Source organism: Selenomonadales bacterium 4137-cl, from assembly GCA_032334055.1.
GTDB classification, from domain to species: Bacteria; Bacillota; Negativicutes; order Sporomusales; family UBA7701; genus Anaeroselena; species Anaeroselena agilis.
Window position 1 is genome coordinate 66,150 of record JAUOZS010000002.1, and the last position, 22,111, is coordinate 88,260.

Here is a 22,111-nt window from a genome sequence, read left to right on the forward strand (position 1 = left end):
GTGGACGCGCTTTTGAGGACCAGGCTCGATATGCTAAAAGAGGCGGGGCTGCACCGCCGGCTGACGGCCTGCGGAGAGGCGGACGAGGCCCGCGACGAAGGCTCGTCGCCGCTGATGCTGGCGTCGAACGATTATCTCGGTCTGACCAGGCATCCGGCGGTGCGCCGGGCGGCGGCCGACGCCGCCATGCGTTTGGGCGGCGGCGCGGGCGGGTCGCGCCTCACAACCGGCAATCACGCCCTGTACGCCGCTCTGGAGGAGGAGCTGGCGGCCTTCAAGGGGACCGAGGCGGCGCTGGTGTTCGGCAGCGGCTATATGGCCAACATCGGGACGCTCGGCGCCCTGGCGGGCGGTGACGACGTTATTTTCAGCGACGAGCTGAACCATGCGAGCATTGTCGACGGTTGCCGCCTGGCGAAGGCGCGCACGGTCGTCTACCGGCACTGCGACCCGGCCGATCTGGCGGCCAAGCTGGCGGCCACGCCCTGCCGGGGCCAGCGGTTCATCGTCACCGACGGGGTGTTCAGCATGGACGGCGATGTCGCGCCGGTGGACGAGATTGTCGCTGTGGCCGGGTGTTACGGGGCGGCGGTTATGGTGGACGACGCCCACGGGACGGGGGTGGTGGGGCCCGGCGGCCGGGGCACGGCGGCTCTTTTCGGCGTCGGCGGCCGGGTGGCGGTGCAGATGGGCACCCTCAGCAAGGCGCTGGCGTCCGAGGGCGGCTATATCGCCGGCAGCGCCGTGTTGATCGAGTATCTGGTCAACAGGGCCCGCAGCTTCATTTTTACTACCGCGCTGGCGCCGGCGACGGTGGCGGCGGCCCGCGCGGCCCTCGCCCTGCTGGTTGGCGAGCCGGAACTTACGGCCAGGCTGCGGGACAACGCCGTTTTTTTGCGGCGGGCGCTGACGGCGGCGGGACTGGCCGTAGGGACGGGGGAGACGCCGATCATCCCGGTGACGGTCGGGGAGGCGGCCGTGGCGGTGGCTTTGGCCGCCGACCTGCGCCGGGCTGGCATCGTCGTGTCCGCCATCCGGCCGCCGACCGTGCCTGACGGCTCGAGCCGCCTGCGGGTGACGGTGTCGGCGGCCCACACGCGGGGCGAGCTGGCCAGGGCGGCGGCGGAGGTCGCCGCGGCCGCCGGGCGCCTCGGTCTGCGGAAGGAGGGGCGGTGATGGCCGGGTTATTCGTTACGGCCACCGATACCGAGGTGGGCAAAACTGTTGTGGCCGGGGCGGTCGCCGCCGGCCTCAGGGCGCGCGGCCTGTCGGTGGGGGTGATGAAGCCGCTGGCCTCCGGCGGCGTCGTCGATGCGGCCGGATACCTGGCGGCCGAGGACGCCGTTTTTCTGATGCGGGCCGCCGGCGTGCCGGAGATCGAGCGGCCGCTGGTCAATCCGGTGTGCCTGGCGCCGGCGCTGACGCCGGCGGTGGCGGCGGCGGAAAGCGGCGTGACCATAGAGATGGCGGCGGTGACGGCGGCCTACCGCCGCCTGGCGGCCAGATACCGGCTGATGGTGGTCGAAGGGGTGGGCGGCATGGCCGCGCCGCTATGGGAGGATTATCTGGTGGCCGATCTGGCCGGGGCAATCGGGCTGCCGCTGCTGGTGGTGGCGCGGCCCAACCTGGGGACGATCAACCATACCGTGCTGACGGTCGACTACGCCCGGCGCCGGGGACTGACGGTGGCCGGGGTGGTGCTGAACTGCTGGGACGAGGCGCGGGCCGGGGTGCTGGAGCGGTCGAACGCCGCGTATATCGAACGGCTGACGGCGGTCCCGGTCCTGGGGCGGTTGCCGCGCAGCGCGGCGGTGAGTGTGCCGGCGGGCCGGACGGAGGGGCTGGCGGCAATGGCGGAAAAGTATCTCGATCTTGACGCGATTTTCAAGGTGATGGAGGGTAACAGGCATGAACGCTGCTGAACGGTTGGACAAGGACTACGTATGGCATCCTTTCACCCAGATGCGGGACTGGCTGGCCGAGCCCCAGCTCGTTATCGTGGCCGGCGAAGGCGTGAGGCTGATCGACGCCGACGGCAATATGTACTATGACGGCGTGTCGTCGCTGTGGCTCAATGTGCACGGTCACCGCAAGGAGGCGATCGACCGGGCGATCATCGACCAGTTAGGCAGGATCGCCCACACGACCATGCTGGGGCTGATAAGCCAGCCGGCGGCGGAGCTGGCGGCGGAGCTGGCGGCCATCGCGCCGCCCGGCCTGGCAAAGGTTTTCTATTCCGACAGCGGGTCGACGGCGGTGGAGATCGCCGTCAAGATGGCGTATCAATACTGGCAGCTGAAGGGCGTGGCGACGAAGCGCAGGTTCGTGACGCTGGCGAACGCCTACCACGGCGACACGATCGGGTCAGTGAGCGTAGGGGGCATCGATCTTTTCCACCGGATCTTCGCGCCGCTGCTGTTTCCGACGGTCCAGGCGCCGTCGCCGAGCTGCCGGCACTGCCGCCTGGCCGGCGACCCCAAGCGGTGCGGCATGGCTTGCCTGGCGGCGATGGAGGATATTCTCGCCAGGGACCACGGCGAGATCGCCGCGGTGGTGATGGAGCCGCTGGTGCAGGGGGCGGCCGGGATGCTCACCCACCCGCCCGGGTACCTCAAGGGTGTCCGCGAGCTGACGAAAAGATACGGCGTGCTGCTGATCGTAGACGAGGTGGCCACCGGCTTCGGCCGGACGGGCAGGATGTTCGCCTGCGAGCACGAGGGGGTCAGCCCCGATATCATGACGGTGGCCAAGGGCATCACCGCCGGCTATCTGCCGCTGGCGGCGACACTAACGACTACGGAGGTTTTCGAGGCTTTCCTGGGCAGCCACACTGAGCAGAAGACTTTTTTCCACGGGCATTCCTACACCGGCAATCCGCTGGCCTGCGCCGCGGCGCTCGCCAACCTCCGGGTGTTCCGCGAGGAGAAGGTGCTGGCGGGGCTGCCGGCCAAGATAGCGGCCGCCCGCGAGCAGTTGGACGCTTTGCGGCTGCTGGCGCATGTGGGCGACGTCCGCCAGTGCGGGCTGATGATCGGCATCGAGCTGGTGCAGGACCGCGCGGGCGGCGTCCCCTACCCGGCGGAGGCGGCCATGGGCGCCAGGGTGTGCCGACACGCCCGGCGGTACGGCCTCATCATCCGCCCTCTGGGGGACGTGGTTATCCTGATGCCGCCGCTCGCCAGCACGGCGGCTGAGATCGGCGAGATGACGGCGATCGTCCGCCGGGCGATCGATGAGGTGACGGGGGAGTGAGCAGGGGTTCGGGGCGTGGCGGGAGAAGTATAATGTATCGCCTGTCGAGGCGATAAGACGTCATCCCCGAGGTGATCCGCTTTGAATCGCGAAGGTGTGAAAAGACTGCTTTACGAACGGGACTGGGAGGAGGTCGTCCGGCTGGCGCTCATCGACCGGCGCGTGCTGCGCGTCCTCATCGGTCTGCTCTACGACGCCGACGATTACGCGCACTGGCTGGCGATCGACGCTCTTGGCCGCTGGGGGGGCAGGATGGCCGCCGACAACCCGGAGAAGACGCGCGACCTGATCCGCCGCCTGCTGTGGACGCTGAACGACGAGAGCGGCGGCAATCCATGGGGGGCGACGGGGGCGATCGGCGCGGTGATCGCCGCCCGGCCCGAGCTGTTCGCCGGCTACCTGTCGATGATCTGTCCGTTCCACGACGATGTGAACATTTACCCGGAGTTTATCTGGTCGGTGGCCGCGGTGGGCAGCGCCCGGAGCGACCTGGCGGCCGAGTACGTCCCTTTCCTGCTTGATGCTCTCGGACACGCCAGCGCTTCCATCCGTGCTTACGCCGCGTGGTGCCTGGGGGCGCTGCGCGTTCCGGAGGCGGCGGCCGCGTTGACGGCCCTCATGGACGACGCCGCCGAGGCGGCGGTGTACGAGGGCGACGGTGTGTACCGCCGGCGCACGGTCGGCGCGATCGCCGCCGAGAGCCTGGTGAGGATGGGACAGGCTAGGGCGGGTTCCCCCAATTGAGCCGCGACCGCTCACAAGCCCCTGGATGCAAGGCGCAGTGAACCCGAGGAGCAACGCCGCAGACGGGGGCTTATCAGCGGTCATTTTTGCTTTTTGAGCAAAATTGGCCTATAATTGGATATATATAAGGGGGGATACGATGCGGTTCGTAGCCGACCTGCATGTTCACACTGTCGCCAGCGGCCATGCTTACAGCACGGTGCTGGAGGTCGCCCGCGCCGCCGCCGACCGGGGGCTGGAGATGATCGCCGTCACCGATCACGGGCCGGCGATGCCGGGCGGGCCGCACGCCTACCATTTCAGCAATCAGTTTTGCATGCCTGAGAGTCTCTTCGGCGTAAGGGTGCTGAAGGGCGTGGAGGCGAACGTTATGGACCGCGACGGGACGCTCGATCTCGACGAGGGCCGCCTGGCGAAGATGGAGGTGGTGCTGGCGGGGCTGCACACCTTCTGCGCTCCGTACGGCACGGTGGCCGAGAACACGGCGATGATGGTCAATACGATCAGGAACCCCTGGGTGGACGTTATCGTGCATCCGGGGAACCCGGAGTATCTCATCGACGAGGAGGCGGTGGTCCGGGAGGCGGCGGAGCAGGGCGTGGCCCTGGAGATCAACAACAGTTCGCTGACCGTCTCGCGCAAGGGCAGCCTGCCCCACTGCGACCACATCGCCTGCCTGGCGAAGGAGTACGGCTGCAAGATCCTGATGGGCTCGGACAGCCATTTTGCTTATTCGGTGGGCGACTTCGGCGCGGCCGCCGAGATCGTCGCCAGGAACGGCATCGATCCGGCCAACGTGCTCAATACCTCGGTGGAGGCAATCACGCGCTACCTGAAGGAGCGCAGGGATAAAAGACCGACGAAGTGACGTTATAAGCTTAGACTGTTTAGAATCCCGCAGACGGGGGGATAAACGGTCGCAGGTGGTGGGGGAAGAATGGATAACTTTCGCCTTGTTGTCATAACCGGCATGTCTGGGGCGGGCAAGACCCAGGTTGTCCGCGCGATGGAGGACCTGGGCTATTTCTGCGTGGATAACCTGCCGCCGACGCTTATTCCCAAGTTCGCGGAGCTGTGCGTGCAGTCCGCGGGCCGGGTGAGCAAGATCGCCCTGGTGGTCGACATCCGCGGCGGCGAGTTTTTCGACACTCTTGTGCAGGTGCTCGAGGACCTGGAGACCCAGGGGTTCATGTACGAGATCCTTTTCCTGGAGGCGTCGGACGAAACGCTCATCCGCCGCTATAAGGAGTCGCGCCGTCGCCACCCCATGGCCCCCTTCGGCCGGGTGAGCGAGGGCATCAGCCGCGAGCGCGAGCGCCTGGAGCATATCCGCGGCCGCGCCACCCACATCATCGACACGTCCGACCTGGCCACGGCCCAGCTCAAGGAGAAGATCACCGCTTTGTTCGCCGGCGAGCGCGAGAGCGACCGGATGACGGTTACGGTGGTGTCGTTCGGGTTCAAGTACGGCATCCCGCTGGACGCCGACATGGTGTTCGACGTGCGGTTCCTGCCCAACCCGTTCTATGTTGAGTCGCTTAGGCGCAAGAGCGGGAAGGAGACCGACGTCAGCGATTATATCGGCAAGTGGCCGATCACCCACCAGTTCCTCGACAAGCTCGGCGGCCTGATCGATTTCCTGGTGCCCAACTATGTCAAGGAGGGCAAGGGACAACTGATTATTGCCGTGGGCTGCACCGGCGGGCTGCACCGTTCGGTGTTCGTGGCCGAGAAGATTTACGAGGGGCTGAAGAAGAAGGGCTACAGGGTGGGTGTGGAGCACCGGGATATCAAGCATAACGTGCTGGAAGTCTAGTTTCGATACATCGGCGGCTGTTGATAAGCGTCGCCTCGCGGCGTTGCAACTGCGTCTGCCATCCTCAGCGTACGTTCGAGTACGCTTCCGGTGTCAGACTTGTTGCGCCTTGCGACGCTTGCTTCTGAACAGCCGCTCGCCTAAACGTGTCCCGGAAATACACGAACTGGCTAGAAGCGAGTAGCGCAAGGCGCCGAGCCACGGCACCGGAGGCGTACACAGACGTACGCCGAGGATGACGGCGGCGAAGGCAACGCCGCGATACGAAGCTTATCGCCGGTTCCCCAGGAGCATGGCGTGAACTACCTGAAGTGGTTATACCCCGGCATGAAGCTCAAAAGATGGCTGCTGCTCTTTTCGCTGGGCGTCATCGCCGCCAGCCTGGGGCTTGCCATTGTCTTCAACTATAAATACATCGGCGTGGTAGAGGAGAATATTTTCAAGCTGTTTTACCGCGCCACGGGTAAGTATTATTACGCCGTGACGACGGTGGCCGGCACGGTCATTTTCGTCCTCGGACTGGCGGTGATGACGTTTTCCACCCGCCAGATCATTCGCTCGGTGGTCAGTGTGCTGCTGCCGGAGGGGTCAGATAAGCTTGTGGAGATCATCTTCCAGAAGCGCAAGCTCAACCGGGGACCGGCGGTGGCGGTCCTCGGCGGCGGCACCGGGCTGTCGGTGCTCCTGAGGGGCATCAAGGGCGTAACGAGCAATATCACGGCGATCGTGACGGTGGCCGACGACGGCGGCTCGTCGGGACGTATCCGCAACGACCTCGGCATCATCCCGCCGGGCGATCTCAGGAGTTGCCTGGTGGCGCTGGCCGATACCGAGCCGCTGATGGAGAAGTTGTTCCAGCACCGCTTCGGCGGTGCGGGCGACCTGGCCGGGCACAGCTTCGGCAATTTGTTCATCGCCGCGATGACCGAGGTGCTGGGCGATGTGGAGCTGGCGCTGAAGGAATCGAGCAAGGTTCTGGCGGTTAGGGGCCAGGTGCTGCCGTCGTCGGCCCAGACCATCCGCCTGGCGGCGGAGATGACGGACGGCAGCGTGGTGGAGGGCGAGTCGTGCATTCCGCTCGCCGGCAAGGTTATCAAGCGGGTGTTTATCAGGCCGGAGGACGCCCCGCCGGTGGCAAGCGCCATCGAGGCGATCGAGAACGCCGACGCCTGCATCCTGGGGCCCGGCAGCCTTTACACCAGCGTCATCCCCAACCTGCTGGTCGGCGGCATCGCCGACGCGCTGCGCCGCACCCAGGCGGTGAAGATCTATATCTGCAATGTGATGACCCAGCCGGGGGAGACGGACGGCTATACGGCGTCGCGCCACGTCCAGGCGATTTTCGATCATGTCGGCCCGGGGCTGATCGATTACGTGGTGGTGAACGACCAGGCGGTCGCGTCCCACCTGCAGGCGGTTTACGCCCGCCAGGCCGCGTATCCGGTGACGGTGGACACCGAGGCGCTGGAGGTTCTCGGCGTCAAGACGGTGAAGGCCAACCTTATCAGCGAGACGGTGCTGGTGCGCCACGATCCCGTAAAGCTGTCGCAGACGATCATGGAGATGGTTTTCCGGCTCAAGGCGAGTTCGGAGCGGATGAAGCTGCTGGATTATTACCTGATCGCCGATAACATCAAGGAGCTTAAAAACGGCGACGACAGTCGCCGGTAAGATAGCTGCTAGTCATGGAGTGAGCTTGGGTGTCCTTTTCCACGGATGTGAAAAACGAACTGGCCAGGGTGACGGACGAGCAGAGCTGCTGCCACGTCGCCGAGCTTGCCGCCCTTATGAGGATGGGCGGCACGATGCTTATCAGCGGCCACAATACCGTAGGCGTCAACTTTACGACTGAGAACGCGGCGGTGGCCCGTAAGGCGCTGACGCTCATCAAGCATGGTTTTGGCCTTGCCACCGAGGTGGTGGTTACCCGCGCCCGCCGGCTGAAAAAGGCCAATTCGTATCATGTGAGGGTGGCGCCGTCGCCGGTGGTGGCCAAGCTGCTGGCCGAGCTCGGCATCATGCGGGGCGAGGTCATCAACGCCGGCCGCGACATGGGCCTGCTGCGCAAGGCCTGCTGCCGCCGGGCGTATCTTCGGGGCGCCTTCCTCGGCGGCGGATCGGTGAGCAGGCCCGAGGGGGAGTATCATCTCGAACTGGTGACCGGCAACCACGATTTCGCCAAGACGCTGGTGCGGCTGCTGAAGTCGTTCGGACTGCCGGCCCGGATGACCGACCGCAAGCAGGATTTCGTCGTTTATCTCAAGGACGGCGACGCGATAACCTCCCTGCTGCGCATCATCGGCGCCCATAACGCCCTGTTCGCGTTCGAGAACGTGCGGGTGGTCAAGGATATGCGCAACCAGGTGAACAGGCTGGTGAATTGCGAGACGGCCAATCTGCAGAAGACGGTGAACGCCGCGGTGCGGCAGGTGGAGAGCATCAGGCTGGTCGCGGCCCGCATGGGGCTGGACAAGCTGCCGCCCAGCCTGCAGGAGGCGGCCGAGCTGCGTCTCGCCCACCAGGAGGCCACGCTGCAGGAGTTGGTCGATCTGGCGGACGGACGGGTTGGCAAGTCGGGCATGAATCACCGCTTGCGGAAACTGGAACAGATCGCCCGCGACCTGGAAGGGAAGGAATAGATGAAGCTGCTGTCGAGGGGCGCCGCTGTCGGCGCCGCGCTTATTATCCTGGCCGCCGTGTGGGCGGCGTGGCCCGCCGCCGGCGTGCCCATCCTGTCCTATCACAAGGTGGGCGACACGGAGGAAGCCTACAGCGTGGCGCCGGCCGACTTCGAGCGGCAGATGGCTTACCTGGCGGACAAGGGCTACACGGCGATCACGATGGCCGATCTCTTCGGCCGCCTGACAGCGGGGAAACCTCTGCCGGCGCGGCCGGTGGTCATTACCTTCGACGATGGGTACGCCGACAATTATTACACAGCGCTGCCGATCATGGCCAAATACGGCATGCGGGCGACGGTGTTCGTGGTCACCGATTTCCTCGGCGAGCGGCCGTATCTTACCTGGGACGAGGTGAAGGCGCTGCGGGCGGCGGGCACCGAGATTGGCTCCCATTCCCTGGCGCACCGGGCGCTGCCCGAGCTGCCGGCCGACGAGCGGCTGCGGGATGTTGCGGCGTCGAAGGAAGGGCTGGAATGGCGGCTGGATGCGCCGGTTCGCTTCTTCGCCTACCCGTTCGGCCGTTATGACGCGGCTTCGGAAGAAGCGCTGCAGGCCGTCGGGTACCGGGCGGCGGTGAGCACCAGGCTGGGGCTCAATAATCCCGGCGACGATCTGTACGCTTTGAAGCGGATCAACATCCCCCGCAGCCGGTGGGGGCTGCTGGAGTTTCGCCTGCGATTGCTGCGGGCCAACGTATACGAAAAGTTGGGGCTATGAGGTGGGCGTCCGCGGGGGCGTCCCTTTTCCTATGCCGGCAGCGGCGGCGATAATTTCCTGGCACCCGTTTTATTTACATAACAAATAGACGCTTGTTATAATGATAAGTGATCCAAGAGCAGGAGGTACATATATATGAGTTATATAATGAAGCGGTTCAAGGCGGCGGCGCTGGCGGCGGCGCTGGCGTTCGCCCTCGGGGGCGCGGCCGCGGCCGCCGGGCCGGCAGACCTCGATATCCTGAAGCTGCCGGAGTGGCAGGTGACCTCGAGCCCGTACGGGGGTAAGCTGCTGTTATCCGACAGCCCGGAGATGGTCGCGGCCGACGGTATTCTTTACCAGGACAAGGTGGCGGGCAATGTGCGCCTGTTTTTCCATCACGTGAATGCGACGGCTGTTCCCAAAAGGCTGGCGGTGCTGCTGGAGAACGCCGGTCCGGAGGCGGCGACGGTGACGGTCCACCAGTACGGCGTCGGCGGTCCGGGTTACGACTGGATGGCTGTGGGCAAGGCGGCCCAGGAGGCCTATCTGGACGGCGGCGAGCTCTATGTGGCGGAGGTGCCGGCCGGCGGGGCGGCGACGCTTTCGGCCGCGCTGCAGGGCGCGGTGGTCAAACCGAATATGCTGGTCAACGGGATTTTCGACTTCATCGCCGACAGGCCGGTGACGGTCAAGGTGATGATGCTGCCGACGGACGCGGATATACGGAAGTTCGCCCGCGCGGCGAGGGTGCTGCCGCCCGACGAGCAGAAGCTGCGCGGCACGTTCGAGGGCAAGGACCGCATGCTGGTGCCGATGAAGGTGTACGATCCGCAGACCGACGGGCCGGTGGCGCTGACGCTGGCCGACAACGCGCTTGACCGGTACGTGACGGGGATCGATGCCACCACCGGGGAAAAGGTGCTCAATTACGGCAACTACGGCGTGGTGTACAAATTGTTCCTGCCGTCCGGCGGCCGGGGAATGACCGCCTATTACCTCAATCCGCGGGGCGGCGATTATGCCGGCGCGCTGGGGGTGAAGTACCGGCACGCGGACGCGCCGCCGGTGCCGACGCCGGCCGGCAGGACCGGCTTCGGTCACGACAAGTTGACCGATTTCGCCCCTGTGGGCATGTTCGCCAACGGCGAGTCGCTGTGGCTGACGTTCAGCCCGCCGGGGGCGTCGAATCTGCCGGTGAAGCTTGTCATCGTGCCTGAGAAGCGGGGGACGGGGATTTAGCGGCAACCGCTTTTTTCCTGGCGGGGATTGTGCTAAAATAGTACCCGAGGTGATAACATGGCCGTTAAAGTATGCAAAACCGTCCTGAAGCTGCTTGTCAAGGATATCGACTTCACCGCAGCGGAAGCCAAAGTAAGCTTCAACACAGTGCTCGATGCCCTTGCCACCGATCACCCGGAAATTACCGTCTCCGAGGAAGAGTGGAACAAGCTGGACGAACAGACCAGGAATTCGCTTATCGATCAGGCCAAGGAAACATTGAAAGTTATCAGGTAGCAGCCGTTCCCGGCCAAAGCGCCGGGCGCGGCTCCCGCCCCCGGGAATGGCCGTCTGGTCGCCAGACGGTTGTCCGGGCTGGCAAAGTGTGGTATCATAATCTATGCAATCGCATACATATCGGCAAAGGGGGTTTTTACGATGGCTAAACATATCGTTACCGTGAATAAAGGCTTGCTGCAAAAGACGGTCAAGACGGGCGGCTGCGGCGAGTGCCAGGCTTCGTGCCAGTCGGCCTGCAAGACGTCGTGCACAGTAGGGAATCAGGTCTGCGCGAAGTAAGTTTAGAGGCTGCCCTCGCAAACGCGGGGGCGTTTTACTTGAGGCCGTTCAGAAACCCCAGATGCTAGACGGCTCCGGGCCACGAACACGGAAGGCCGGAAAAAACAACGCAATGGGGCTTTATCAATGGCCGGGGGAGAGAGAAGATGGATATTCATAAATTTCACCTGAACGGCATGTACGTCGTGCTCGATGTGAATAGCGGTGCGGTGCATGTCATGGATAAAGTGGCTTACGACGCGCTGGACGTGTTCGACGGCGGCAACGACGCGGCGACGGTCGCCGCGCTGAGCGGCGAGCACGGCGCGGCGGCGGCCGCCGAGGCAGTGGCCGAGCTTCACGGGCTTATCGACGAAGGGCATCTATTTTCGCCTCCCGTGGAGGTGCCGGCCGTCCTGGACGATGCGCCGCTGGTCAAGTCTCTGTGCCTGCATATCGCCCACGACTGTAATCTGCGCTGCCGCTACTGCTTCGCCGGCACCGGCGACTTCGGCCACGACCGCGGCCTGATGCCGAAGGCGGTGGCTGAGCAGGCGGTGGATTTCATCATCGCCGGCAGCGGCCGGCGGCGGCACTGCGAGATGGATTTCTTCGGCGGCGAGCCGCTGCTGAACATGGAAACGGTACGCCACGCGGTGGCGTACGTCAGGCGGCGGGAGGCCGAGACCGGCAAGGTGTTCAAGCTGACGCTGACGACCAACGCCGTGCTACTCGATGAGGAGACGCTGGCGTTTTTGAACGCCGAGAACATCCAACTAGTGCTCAGTCTCGACGGCCGGCGGGAGGTGCACGACGCCATGCGGCCGTACGCCGACGGCCGGGGCAGCTGGGAGCAGGTGGTGGCAAGGGCCCGCCGGGCGGTCGCATCCCGCGGCGACAAGAATTATTACGTGCGCGGCACGTATACCGCCCATAACCTCGATTTCGCCGCCGACGTGCTGGCGATGGCCGACCTCGGCTTCACCGAGCTGTCGGTCGAGCCGGTGATCGGCAAGGACGCCGGCTACGCCCTGCGGGAGGAGCATCTGCCGACGCTGTTCGACCAGTACGAAGCGCTGGCCGCCGAATATCTGGCCCGCCGCCGGGCGGGGCGGCCGTTCGAGTTCTTCCATTTCAACCTCAACCTCGACAACGGTCCGTGCGTGGCCAAGCGCCTGGCCGGCTGCGGGGCCGGACACGAATACTTCGCCGTGACCCCGGATGGCGACCTCTACCCATGCCACCAGTTTGTCGGCCGCGATGAATACCTTATCGGCAATCTCACTGACGGGATCAAGAAGCCCGAACTTGTCCGGAGGTTTCGCCAGACCCACGCCCTGGCCAAACCGGCCTGCCGCGACTGCTGGGCCCGCTTCTACTGCAGCGGCGGTTGCCACGCCAACGCCCAGTTATTCGGCGGCGACATCGCCGAGCCGTACGCTTTGGGCTGCGAACTGCAGAAGAAAAGGCTGGAGTGCGCGATCATGATTCAGGCGAGCCTGGCCATGGACGAGCGGGTATAGGGCCGTTTTTCCCGGGTTGCGAAAAATCTGAATACATGGTAATCTCGGATTATGAAACGTAAACAGGAGTTATTATGAAGCGCCTGCGGATAGAGATTACGGGAATCGTTCAAGGGGTGGGGTTCCGCCCCTTTGTTCATAACCTCGCCCGCCGCTCCGCCATCGCCGGCTGGGTGGCCAACGACGGCCGCGGGGTGGTTATCGAGGCCGAGGGCGAGCAGCCGGCGGTCGCCGCGTTTCTGGCCGCCCTCCGGACCGAGGCGCCGCCGCTGGCGGTCATCGACGCTATCCGGACCGGGGCGCTTACGCCGGCCGGCGACAAGGAGTTCGCCATCCTGGCGAGCGATCCGGCCGCGGCGCGGCTGGCGCTGATTTCACCCGACGTCGCCACCTGCGCGGACTGCCGGGCGGAGATCGCCGACCCGGCCGACCGGCGCTACCGTTATCCGTTCACCAATTGCACCAACTGCGGGCCCCGCTACACCATCATCGAGGATGTACCCTACGACCGGGTGCGCACGACAATGGCGGCCTTCAAAATGTGTCCCGCCTGCCGGTCCGAGTACGAAGACCCGGCCGACCGGCGGTTCCACGCCCAGCCCAACGCCTGTCCGGTGTGCGGGCCGGCTTACCGCCTGCTTGACAGGGACGGCCGCCCGCTGCCGGGTGACCCGCTCGCCGAGGCCCGCCGCCTGGTGGCGGCCGGCAAGGTGGCGGCCATCAAGGGTATCGGCGGCTATCATCTGGCCTGTAACGCCTTGGATGCCGAGGCTGTGGCGGCTCTCCGGTCCCGCAAGGTCCGCGAGGACAAGCCGTTTGCGGTTATGGCCGGCAGCCTGGAGGCCATCCGGGCGCGCTGCCGGGTGGACGCGGCTGAGGAGGAACTGCTCGCCGGGACGGCCCGGCCGATCGTGCTGCTCGCCAAGGGGCCGGGCTACGATCTGGCGGCGGCGGTGGCCCCCGGCAACCCGTACGTGGGGATGATGCTGCCGTACGCTCCCGTCCACTGGCTGCTGCTGGCGCCGGGCGACGTGTGGGTGATGACGAGCGGCAATACCAGCGACGAGCCGATCGCCTTCGAGGACGACGACGCGCTCGCCAGGCTGGCCGGCATCGCCGATTTCTTCCTGGCGCACAACCGGCCGATTCGCTGCCGGGCCGACGATTCGGTGGCCCGCGTGTTCGCCGGCCGGCCGTATATTCTGCGCCGCAGCCGCGGGTTCGCGCCCGCGCCCGTCAGGCTGAACGCCCCCGGGCCGGCGGTGCTGGCGTGCGGCGGCGAGCTGAAGAACGCCTTCTGCCTGACGCGCGGCGATCTGGCTTTCATGAGCGCCCATGTGGGCGATCTTGAGAATATGGCGACATATAACGCTTATACGGACGCCATCGCTCACTACCAACGGCTGTTCGACGTTGTCCCGGAGGTGGTGGCCCACGACCTTCACCCCGAGTATCTGGCGACCAAGTACGCTATGGAGTGCGGCCTGCCCCGCGTGGGGGTGCAGCACCATCACGCCCACATCGCGGCGGTGCTGGCCGAGCACGGCGAGAGCGGCCCGGCGATCGGCGTCGCCTTCGACGGCACGGGGTACGGCGACGACGGGCGGCTGTGGGGCGGCGAGTTCCTGCTGGCCGACCTGAAGGGCTACACCCGCCTCGCCCAGCTGGCCTATATGCCGCTGCCGGGCGGCGCCAGGGCGATCCGCGAGCCGTGGCGGCTGGCGGCCCGGATGTTGTACGAGCTGTACGGCGCCGATTTTGTGAATAAGGATATTCCGTTCACCCGCACCCTGCCGGCCGGCTGGGAGCTGATGCTGGATGCGGCCGCCAAGGGACTGAACGCGCCGCTCTCTTCGGGGGCGGGACGCCTTTTCGATACGGCCGCCGCCCTTCTGGGCATTCGCGGGACGATCAATTACGAGGGCCAGGCGGCGGTGGAGCTGGAGCTGGCCGCCGCCGGCCGGCGCGGCAGGGTGCTGCCGTATGACGTGACCGCCGGCGAGCCGGCCGTGGTCGACTTCCGGCCGGCGTTCGCCGCGCTGGCGGACGCGCTTGGCCGGGGGACGCCCCCAGCCTTGCTGGCGGCCGATTTCCACGCGACGCTGGCCGACGCCGTGGCATCCGTCGTCCGGCGTTTGGCCGCCGCCAGCGGCGTGCGCAAGGTGGCGCTGAGCGGCGGCGTATTCCAGAACGTTACGCTACTGGGGCAGGTCGTCGGCCTGCTGGAGAAAGATTTCACCGTGCTGCTTCACCGCCGCGTCCCCGCCAACGATGGCGGCCTGGCGCTGGGGCAGGCCGCGGTGGCCATCGAAAGGAGCAGATGATTATGTGTCTTGCCGTGCCAGCGAAAATTGTCGACAGGAAGGATTTGATGGCCACCGTGGAGGTCAGCGGCGTCACCCGCCAGGTGAGCCTGATGCTGCTGCCCGACGCCAAGGTGGGCGAATTCGTCCTCATTCACGCGGGGTTCGCCATCCAGACGGTGGATGAGGAGGAAGCGAAACGGACGATGGAGCTTTTCGAGGAGATGGCGGCTCATGAAGAGTAGAAGCAGGGAGGAAGAGCACCGTTTAGCCGCTTATTTCCGCGGCGAGATCGCCCGGCTGGCAACCAAGCCGGTGAGGCTGATGGAGGTCTGCGGCACCCATACGGTGGCGATTTTCAAGGCCGGCATCCGCCAGCTGCTGCCGCCCGAGGTCGAGCTGGTCAGCGGGCCGGGCTGCCCGGTGTGCGTCACCCCCAACGGATACCTCGACACGGCGGTGGCGTTCAGCCGCCAGGCCGATGTCATCATCACCACCTTCGGCGACATGCTGCGGGTGCCGGGGTCTTCGTCGAGCCTGGCGGCCGAGCAGGCGACGGGCGCCGATATCCGCATCGTTTACTCGCCGCTCGACAGTCTGGAGATCGCCGCCGCCAACCCCGGCAAGAAGGTGATTTTCCTGGCGGTGGGCTTCGAGACGACCGCCCCGACGGCCGCGGCGACGGTGTTGGCGGCCGAGCAGGCCGGTCTGGCGAATTTTTACGTGCTTTCGGCCCACAAGCTGGTGCCGCCGGCGCTCCGCGCACTGTTGACGGCCGGCGAGGTCCAGGTGGACGGTCTGCTGCTGCCGGGGCACGTGAGCGCGATTATCGGCGAGGAGCCGTACGGCTTTTTGGCGCGGGAGTACGGCGTGCCGGCGGTGATCACCGGCTTCGAGCCGCTCGATATCCTGGGCGCGGTATACCTGCTAGTGAAACGGATCGCGGCCGGGGAGGCGGCGCTCGACAACGAGTACCGCCGCGTGGTGCCGCCGGCGGGCAATCCCGCCGCGCTCGCCGTGCTTGACAAGGTTTACGGTGAAGCCGACGCCGCCTGGCGAGGGCTGGGTGTCATTCCGGCCTCGGGCTTGGCGGTGAAGGCTGCCTATCGCCGTTTCGACGCCTTGGCCGCCCTGCCGGTGACGGTGGAGGAGACCAAGGAGCACCCCGGCTGCCGCTGCGGCGAGGTGCTGCGCGGCGTGGCCCGGCCGGCGGACTGCCCGCTGTTCGGGACGGCCTGCACACCGGAGAAGCCGGTGGGGTCGTGCATGGTGTCGGTGGAGGGCACGTGCGCGGCCTGGTACAAGTACGGTGCCGGGAGGTGGCAGGTATGAAGGATGAACGGATTCTTCTCGCCCACGGCAGCGGCGGCAAGCTCAGCCACGATCTGGTGGCGAGGGTGATGCAGCCGGCGTTCGCCAACCCGGCCCTCGACCTGATGCATGACGGGGCGAGGGTGGAGGCGGCGGGCGCCAAACTGGCCTTTACCACCGATTCTTATGTGGTCAAGCCGCTGTTTTTCGCCGGCGGCGACATCGGCAAGCTGGCGGTGTGCGGCACGGTCAACGATCTGGCGGTCAGCGGCGCGACGCCGCTGTATCTCAGCGCCGGATTCATCATCGAGGAGGGTTTCCCGGTCGCCGACCTGAGGAGGATCGTGGCCTCGATGCGGGCGGCGGCGGAAGAGGCCGGGGTGTCGGTCGTCACCGGCGACACCAAGGTGGTGGAAAAAGGGGCCGTCGACGGCATCTATATAAATACGGCCGGCATCGGCGCCGTCATCGCCGGCACGGATATTTCGCCCCTCAACGCGCGGCCGGGGCAGGACATCATCCTGAACGGCCCGATCGGCGACCACGCGGTGGCCGTGATGGCCGGCCGCCACGGCCTTAGTCTGCCGGCGTCGGTGGCCAGCGACTGCGCGCCGCTGGCGGGGATGATAAAAGCGGTGCTCGCCGCCGTGCCGCAGGTGGCGGTGCTGCGCGACCCGACCCGCGGCGGGCTGGCGACGACGCTGAACGAGATCGCCGCTCAGGCCGGTGTGGGGATCATGGTGGACGAGGCCGCCATCCCCGTTCGTCCCGAGGTGCAGGCGGTATGCGATATCCTGGGATTCGACCCTTTATACCTCGCCAATGAAGGGAAAGCCATAATTTTTGTCGAATCTCCTTATAGTGAAGAGGTTATTACCGTAATGCGCGCGCATCCTTACGGCCGTGAGGCCCGCGTCATCGGCCGGGTGACTCCCGCCCCCGCCGGCCAGGTCGGCCTTAGAACGGGCATCGGCGGGGTACGGCTGCTGGACATGCTGGTCGGGGACCAACTGCCGCGGATTTGTTAACATATCCAGAGCACGTCCGTCATAAGATTTAGCGAGAGGAGTGAGCTGAAGATGCGCATGGACTACAGCCTCAAACTCGAACTGACCCAGAAGCTCGTCATGACGCCCAACTGCGCCAGGCCATCGCCATCCTGCAGCTTTCCTCGCTGGAACTTACCGAAATGGTCGAACAGGAACTGTTGGAAAATCCCGTCCTCGAAACGGAGGAGAAGGCGGCTGCCGAACCCGCCGAGGATGAGGCGGGCGACAGAATCCGCGAGTATTTCGACTGGGCCGATTATTTCGACGACGGCACGGATACGGGCTACTCGCCGCCGGGCGAGGAGAAGCCGTCGTTCACCACCTTTGTGTCGGCGGCGTCGACGCTGCACGAGCACCTGGAGTTCCAGCTTCATTTAACCCTGCTGGACGAGAAGGCCCGCGCCGTGGGCCAGTACCTCGTCGGGTGCATCGACGAGAACGGCTACCTTTGCGGCACGGTGGCGGAGGCGGCGCAGAACCTGAGCGTGGCCGAGGAAACGGTGGCGACCGTCCTGAAGGTCATCCAGACCTTCGACCCCCCGGGGGTCGGGGCCAGGGATCTCAGGGAATGCCTGCTTATCCAGGCCGAGCAGCGGGGCACCGCCGAGCCGCTGGCGATCGCCGTCATCGACAAGTACCTCGACGAGGTCGCCGCCGGGCATTTCAAAAATATCGCCGACAAGCTTGACTGCACTCCCCACGACGTGCAGCGGGCGGTCGATTTCATCCGCACCCTCGACCCCAAGCCGGGGCGGGCGTTCGATGGCGGCGAGCAGCCGTGCTACATCATTCCCGATGTCACTATCGAGCGGGTGGCGGGCAATTATGTCATCATTATCAATGACCACAACATCCCCCAGCTGACGATCAATCCCTACTATCGCCGCGTGGTGCGCGACGCGGACAGCGAGGCCAAGAAGTTCGTGGAGGGGCGGATAAACGCCGCCGTGTGGCTCATCAGGAGCATCGAGCAGCGCCGCCGCACTCTCTATAATGTCGTCGAAACGATCGTCGAGCTGCAGCGCGATTTCTTTGATCATGGGCCCAAGTATCTCCGGCCGCTGACGATGAAAAAGGTGGCCGACAAGGTCGGTATTCACGAGTCCACCGTCAGCCGGGCGATTGCCAACAAGTACGCCGACACTCCCCACGGACTGTTCAGCCTGCGGGCCTTTTTCTCGGCCGGGCTGCAGGGGACGGACGGCGAGACGCTTTCGGCCTCGACGGTCAAGCGGCAGATCAAGGAATTGGTCGCTGCCGAAGACCCGGTTCAGCCGCTGAGCGACCAGGCCATCACCGAGATTCTCATCGGGCGGGGTGTGGCGGTGTCGCGCCGCACGGTCGCCAAGTACCGCGAGGAGTTGAATATTCTGAGCTCGAGCAAGCGGCGGCGCTATTGACGGTTGGCGCCGGTACCCGCGAGGGCGTCTGAGCATTACAGATTCGTATTGTTCACCGGAACCAGGTCTTGCGCCTGGTTCTTTTTTTTTCACCGGGGAAGGGGCGGCCAGCGGCAAAAAATCGCTGGCGGAAATTTCGCGGGTGGTGTATAATTTGTCTTGATAGCCCCTCCCCTAGGGGTGGTGTCCCATCCGGGGGCGGGGAGGTATAAGAACGTTGTGATGAGGAGGTTCGTCATGAACCCGTTGAAGGCGGTATTGACGGCGGTTGCCGCTTTGGTTGTCGCCGCTGCCCTGGCCGGCTGCGGCAGCGCCCCCAAGTCGGCCGCGCCGGTGAAGCAGGCCGCTGTCGCCATCGGCAATCCCTTCGCCGTGCTGCAGGCGGAGACGGATAAATACCTGCAGCAGGACCGGCCGCTGTACATAGAGCCTGAGGAGGTGCTGGCCAAGGCGGTGACGGCCGGCGACCAGAGCCTTTACCTCGTCGATATCCGCAATGACGAGCACTATGCCGCCGCCCATATCCCCGGCGCGATCCATATCGCGTACGCGGATGTCTGGCGGGAGCAAAAGACGGCCTATCTTCCCAGGGACAAGAAGATTGTCGTCATCGATTATTCGGGGCACACCGCCAGCCAGGTGGCCGCTTTCTGGAGCATGCTCGGTTTCGACGCCACGGCGATGAAGAACGGCATGGCCGGCTGGTCGCGGGACCGGGAGGTTGTAGGCGGTTCGCCGCTGGCCTGCGAGGCGCTGAATTATCCGGTGACGACAGCGGTTACGGCCGCCGCCGGCCACGAGCTGCCCAAAATCGAGACCAAAGCGGTGTCGCTGGCCGAACTGCTGGCCGAACGGTCCCGCGAGGCGACCGGGACGGCGCCGGTGATTCAGCCGCAGGATTTGCTCGCCAAGCGCGGCGAGTATTTTTTGGCCGACATCCGCCGGGGCGAGCATTACGGGGCCGGCCATATCGAGGGCGCGGTGAATATTCCCTTCCGGAGCTTGGCGATGACGGAGAATCTCCGCAAGCTGCCGGCCGACAGAACGATCGTGGTGGTGGACTACGACGGTCACGCGGCCAGCCAGGCGGCGCGGCTTCTCAATCAGCTCGGCTATAAGGCCACCGTCCTCAAGAACGGAATGAGCGTCTGGACGGCCGACGAGAAGGTGATCGGCGCGAAAAGCGTAGCCTGCAACGTGGGCGAGCACCCGGTCGCGAAGCTGAACGCCCCGCTGAAGCCCGGCCCGTCGACGGCCGCGACGTGAGGGTAGTAAATGCGCAGCCAGTTTGGCTGCATAAAACCGTGGACCGGATAAACGCATGGAAGGTGACACAATGCTGATCAGCAGACGAACCTTTCTCAAGGCCGGCGCCCTTGCCGGGGCGGCGTGCGCCGTGCCGGCGGCTTTTGACTTCGCCTCGTTCGTGCGCGGGGCCGCCGAGGCGCCGGTGACCAGGATACCTTCGACCTGCAACGGCTGTTCGACGAATTGCGCGCTGTGGGCGCTCGTCAAGAACGGCCGGCTGTGGAAGCTGGAGGGCGTCCCCCGGGCGATGAAGAACGAGGGCAAGCTGTGCGCCCGCGCGTACGGCGTGGCCGCCGACGTCTACAACCCCGACCGGGTGACCCGGCCGATGAAGCGGACGGGCGACAACCAGTTTTCGCCGATTTCCTGGGAGCAGGCGTTCAAGGAAATCGCTGATAAGCTGACCAAGATCATCGATAAGGATACCGCCAGCACTGTCGCCTGGCTGACCCACGGGGGCAAGGAGACGTACGCCCAGATGCTGTTGGACGAGATCGGCTCGGCCAACTACATAACCCATTATTCGACCTGTTTCACGTCCAAGACCAACGCCTGGGACAAGATGGCCGGCGCCCAGCTGACGTCGGACATCGATCGGGCGAGGTACATGCTGTTCTGCGGGCGCAACTACGCCGGCGGCATCATGCCGGGAGCGATGCGCAAGATCATGCGGGCCAAGGACCGGGGGGCGAAGATCGTGGTCGTCGACCCCAGGCTGTGCGAGCTGGCGAAGGTGGCTGACGAGTGGCTGCCCATCCGGCCCGGCACCGATCTGGCGTTCTTCCTCGGCATCGCCCACACGCTGGTAAGCGAGAAGCTCTATGACGAGAAGTTCGTAAGGGAATACGTCTTCGGTTTCGAGGAGTTCTGGAACGCCAACCGTCATTTCACCGCCGAGAAGGCGGCCGAACTCTGCGATATTCCGGCGGCCAAGATCCGGGAGATCGCCCGCGAACTGGCGAAGAACGCTCCGGCGGCCTTCCTGGAGCCCGGTTACCACGGGCTGCACAACCACTACGCGTCGAGCACGCGGATCGCCCAGGCCAACGTGATCGTCAACGCCCTGCTGGGCAATTTCTACAAGCACGGCGGCCTGATGCCGGCGGCCAGCCCCAAGTTCGGCAAGCTGACGCTGCCGAAGCGCCTGCAGCCGGAGAAGGGGCCGCGCGCCGACGGCGCGGGCGTGGGGAACGAATATCCGACCGTCGAGACCGGCCGAGGCATCGCCCAGCATATGCCCGACCTGATCGCCGCCGGCAAGGTCAAGGCGCTGTTCGTCTACCATTTCAATCCCCTGCGGACGGCCCCCGACCCCGAGTACCAGAAGCGGATGGTCAAGGCCGATCTGGTGGTGTCCATCCCGGTGAGCTGGAACGAAACGTCGGTCTATGCCGCCCACTATATCCTGCCTGAGCATTATTATCTGGAGCGCATGGACGCGCCCAAGTCGACGGGCGGCAACATCGCCTACGATTACCCGCAGGCGGTGATGCGCTTCCCTGCTTTGAAGCCGCTCCACGATACCAGGCACCTGCTCGATATCCTCAAGGGCATTGCCCAGGAGATGAAGATCGACGATCTCTATCCCTTCACCGTCGAGGAGGAGGCGGCGGCGATGCTGAGGCCGCTGGGCGCGACCCTGGAAACGATGAGGGAGAGCGGCTGCCTGGAGATGCCTGAGGCCGTCAAGCCGGGGTTCCCGATGAAGGACGGCAAGCCCGCCCTTGGCACGACGACCGGCAAGGTGGAGTTCACGGTCGGCGCCTTCAAGCTCCACGGGCGGATGGGGGTGCCGGTGTGGACGCCGCCGTTGGTGAGCCCCAAGGGCGACAACGAGTTCCGCCTCATCCACGGCAAGCAGCCGTGGCATTCGCACTCGGTGACGAGCAATAGCCCTTACCTGATGGCTGTCACGAAGAGCTACAACGGCAGCCGGATGTGGATGAACCGCGGCCGGGCCGATAAGCTCGGTATCCGCGACGGGGATGAGGCGACGGTCGAGGCGAGGATCGAATACAAGGGCGAGACCAGGACGGTGAGCAAGAGGGTGGCGGTGAAGGTGACCGAGATGCTGCACCCGGAGTGCGTATGGGTGCCCTCAGGCTACGGCAATTTCTCGCCGCGGCAGACGGTGGGCTACCAGCAGGGGGTCAACTACAACGATTTCGCGCCGGCCAGGGTGGAGCCGCTGTCCGGCGGCTGCATGGTCCAGGAAGTCATCGTCACGGTGAGGAAGGGGGGCTGACGCG

20 protein-coding genes are annotated in these 22,111 nt (G+C 65.4%); all 20 read left to right on the forward strand.

Translation table 11 applies throughout. The features are described from left to right. The 20 genes from bioF (at window position 1) to srrA (ending at window position 22,107) form a co-directional block, all read left to right on the forward strand. Window positions 1–1,176: an 8-amino-7-oxononanoate synthase gene (gene bioF, locus Q4T40_22620; GenBank protein MDT8904038.1), complete on the forward strand. Its 1,176-nt coding sequence runs from the start codon at window positions 1–3 to the stop codon at window positions 1,174–1,176. Beyond that, entirely contained in the window at window positions 1,176–1,922 is a 747-nt protein-coding gene (gene bioD, locus Q4T40_22625) for a dethiobiotin synthase (protein MDT8904039.1), read from the forward strand. Before bioF ends, bioD begins: the two co-directional genes overlap by 1 nt. Beyond that, complete coding sequence (gene bioA, locus Q4T40_22630; GenBank protein MDT8904040.1) at window positions 1,909–3,252, forward strand: adenosylmethionine--8-amino-7-oxononanoate transaminase; 1,344 nt, start codon at window positions 1,909–1,911, stop codon at window positions 3,250–3,252. The genes bioD and bioA overlap by 14 nt, the downstream gene beginning before the upstream one ends. Before the next feature lie 81 nt (window positions 3,253–3,333). Next, the gene (locus Q4T40_22635; protein MDT8904041.1) at window positions 3,334–3,996 is read left to right on the forward strand and encodes a HEAT repeat domain-containing protein; all 663 of its coding nucleotides are present in this window, start codon (window positions 3,334–3,336) and stop codon (window positions 3,994–3,996) included. A 139-nt stretch (window positions 3,997–4,135) separates the two neighbouring features. Further along, the gene (locus tag Q4T40_22640; GenBank protein ID MDT8904042.1) at window positions 4,136–4,864 is read left to right on the forward strand and encodes a phosphatase; all 729 of its coding nucleotides are present in this window, start codon (window positions 4,136–4,138) and stop codon (window positions 4,862–4,864) included. Window positions 4,865–4,933: 69 nt separating this feature from the next. Next, window positions 4,934–5,812 (forward strand): RNase adapter RapZ, encoded by an 879-nt coding sequence (gene rapZ, locus Q4T40_22645; protein MDT8904043.1) that lies wholly within the window; start codon window positions 4,934–4,936, stop codon window positions 5,810–5,812. Window positions 5,813–6,109: 297 nt separating this feature from the next. Next, complete coding sequence (locus Q4T40_22650) at window positions 6,110–7,483, forward strand: YvcK family protein (protein ID MDT8904044.1); 1,374 nt, start codon at window positions 6,110–6,112, stop codon at window positions 7,481–7,483. Between the two features lie 29 nt (window positions 7,484–7,512). Further along, window positions 7,513–8,451, forward strand: a complete 939-nt coding sequence (whiA, locus tag Q4T40_22655; GenBank protein MDT8904045.1) for a DNA-binding protein WhiA — start codon at window positions 7,513–7,515, stop codon at window positions 8,449–8,451. After that, entirely contained in the window at window positions 8,452–9,210 is a 759-nt protein-coding gene (locus Q4T40_22660; GenBank protein ID MDT8904046.1) for a polysaccharide deacetylase family protein, read from the forward strand. A 135-nt stretch (window positions 9,211–9,345) separates the two neighbouring features. Continuing rightward, a complete protein-coding gene (locus Q4T40_22665; protein MDT8904047.1) occupies window positions 9,346–10,431 on the forward strand; it encodes a copper amine oxidase in 1,086 nt (361 codons plus the stop codon). A 57-nt stretch (window positions 10,432–10,488) separates the two neighbouring features. Further along, complete coding sequence (locus Q4T40_22670; GenBank protein MDT8904048.1) at window positions 10,489–10,707, forward strand: hypothetical protein; 219 nt, start codon at window positions 10,489–10,491, stop codon at window positions 10,705–10,707. Window positions 10,708–10,848: 141 nt separating this feature from the next. Next, window positions 10,849–10,989: a six-cysteine ranthipeptide SCIFF gene (gene scfA / locus Q4T40_22675; GenBank protein MDT8904049.1), complete on the forward strand. Its 141-nt coding sequence runs from the start codon at window positions 10,849–10,851 to the stop codon at window positions 10,987–10,989. 146 nt (window positions 10,990–11,135) lie between these two features. Then, window positions 11,136–12,491: a thioether cross-link-forming SCIFF peptide maturase gene (gene scfB, locus Q4T40_22680; protein MDT8904050.1), complete on the forward strand. Its 1,356-nt coding sequence runs from the start codon at window positions 11,136–11,138 to the stop codon at window positions 12,489–12,491. Between the two features lie 74 nt (window positions 12,492–12,565). Next, window positions 12,566–14,815 (forward strand): carbamoyltransferase HypF, encoded by a 2,250-nt coding sequence (gene hypF / locus Q4T40_22685; GenBank protein MDT8904051.1) that lies wholly within the window; start codon window positions 12,566–12,568, stop codon window positions 14,813–14,815. Window positions 14,816–14,817: 2 nt separating this feature from the next. Next, window positions 14,818–15,039, forward strand: coding sequence for a HypC/HybG/HupF family hydrogenase formation chaperone (locus Q4T40_22690; GenBank protein ID MDT8904052.1), 222 nt, complete (start codon window positions 14,818–14,820; stop codon window positions 15,037–15,039). Continuing rightward, entirely contained in the window at window positions 15,029–16,126 is a 1,098-nt protein-coding gene (hypD, locus tag Q4T40_22695) for a hydrogenase formation protein HypD (protein ID MDT8904053.1), read from the forward strand. Before Q4T40_22690 ends, hypD begins: the two co-directional genes overlap by 11 nt. Further along, the gene (hypE, locus tag Q4T40_22700) at window positions 16,123–17,133 is read left to right on the forward strand and encodes a hydrogenase expression/formation protein HypE (GenBank protein ID MDT8904054.1); all 1,011 of its coding nucleotides are present in this window, start codon (window positions 16,123–16,125) and stop codon (window positions 17,131–17,133) included. Before hypD ends, hypE begins: the two co-directional genes overlap by 4 nt. A gap of 161 nt (window positions 17,134–17,294) precedes the next feature. After that, entirely contained in the window at window positions 17,295–18,554 is a 1,260-nt protein-coding gene (gene rpoN, locus Q4T40_22705) for an RNA polymerase factor sigma-54 (protein MDT8904055.1), read from the forward strand. Between the two features lie 237 nt (window positions 18,555–18,791). Then, a complete protein-coding gene (locus Q4T40_22710; protein ID MDT8904056.1) occupies window positions 18,792–19,820 on the forward strand; it encodes a rhodanese-like domain-containing protein in 1,029 nt (342 codons plus the stop codon). A 70-nt stretch (window positions 19,821–19,890) separates the two neighbouring features. Further along, entirely contained in the window at window positions 19,891–22,107 is a 2,217-nt protein-coding gene (srrA, locus tag Q4T40_22715) for a respiratory selenite reductase catalytic subunit SrrA (protein ID MDT8904057.1), read from the forward strand. The last annotated feature ends 4 nt before the right edge of the window (window positions 22,108–22,111 follow it).

Bases quoted from the DNA above. Each gene is read 5' to 3' on its own strand.
- hypE (MDT8904054.1), top strand. From the start codon at position 16,123: ATGAAGGATGAACGGATTCTTCTCGCCCACGGCAGCGGCGGCAAGCTC.
- rpoN (MDT8904055.1), top strand. From the start codon at position 17,295: ATGGTCGAACAGGAACTGTTGGAAAATCCCGTCCTCGAAACGGAGGAG.
- Q4T40_22710 (MDT8904056.1), top strand. From the start codon at position 18,792: ATGAACCCGTTGAAGGCGGTATTGACGGCGGTTGCCGCTTTGGTTGTC.
- bioA (MDT8904040.1), top strand. From the start codon at position 1,909: ATGAACGCTGCTGAACGGTTGGACAAGGACTACGTATGGCATCCTTTC.
- Q4T40_22690 (MDT8904052.1), top strand. From the start codon at position 14,818: ATGTGTCTTGCCGTGCCAGCGAAAATTGTCGACAGGAAGGATTTGATG.
- bioD (MDT8904039.1), top strand. From the start codon at position 1,176: ATGGCCGGGTTATTCGTTACGGCCACCGATACCGAGGTGGGCAAAACT.
- rapZ (MDT8904043.1), top strand. From the start codon at position 4,934: ATGGATAACTTTCGCCTTGTTGTCATAACCGGCATGTCTGGGGCGGGC.
- Q4T40_22670 (MDT8904048.1), top strand. From the start codon at position 10,489: ATGGCCGTTAAAGTATGCAAAACCGTCCTGAAGCTGCTTGTCAAGGAT.
- Q4T40_22665 (MDT8904047.1), top strand. From the start codon at position 9,346: ATGAGTTATATAATGAAGCGGTTCAAGGCGGCGGCGCTGGCGGCGGCG.
- Q4T40_22640 (MDT8904042.1), top strand. From the start codon at position 4,136: ATGCGGTTCGTAGCCGACCTGCATGTTCACACTGTCGCCAGCGGCCAT.
- srrA (MDT8904057.1), top strand. From the start codon at position 19,891: ATGCTGATCAGCAGACGAACCTTTCTCAAGGCCGGCGCCCTTGCCGGG.
- scfB (MDT8904050.1), top strand. From the start codon at position 11,136: ATGGATATTCATAAATTTCACCTGAACGGCATGTACGTCGTGCTCGAT.
- hypD (MDT8904053.1), top strand. From the start codon at position 15,029: ATGAAGAGTAGAAGCAGGGAGGAAGAGCACCGTTTAGCCGCTTATTTC.
- Q4T40_22660 (MDT8904046.1), top strand. From the start codon at position 8,452: ATGAAGCTGCTGTCGAGGGGCGCCGCTGTCGGCGCCGCGCTTATTATC.
- scfA (MDT8904049.1), top strand. From the start codon at position 10,849: ATGGCTAAACATATCGTTACCGTGAATAAAGGCTTGCTGCAAAAGACG.
- hypF (MDT8904051.1), top strand. From the start codon at position 12,566: ATGAAGCGCCTGCGGATAGAGATTACGGGAATCGTTCAAGGGGTGGGG.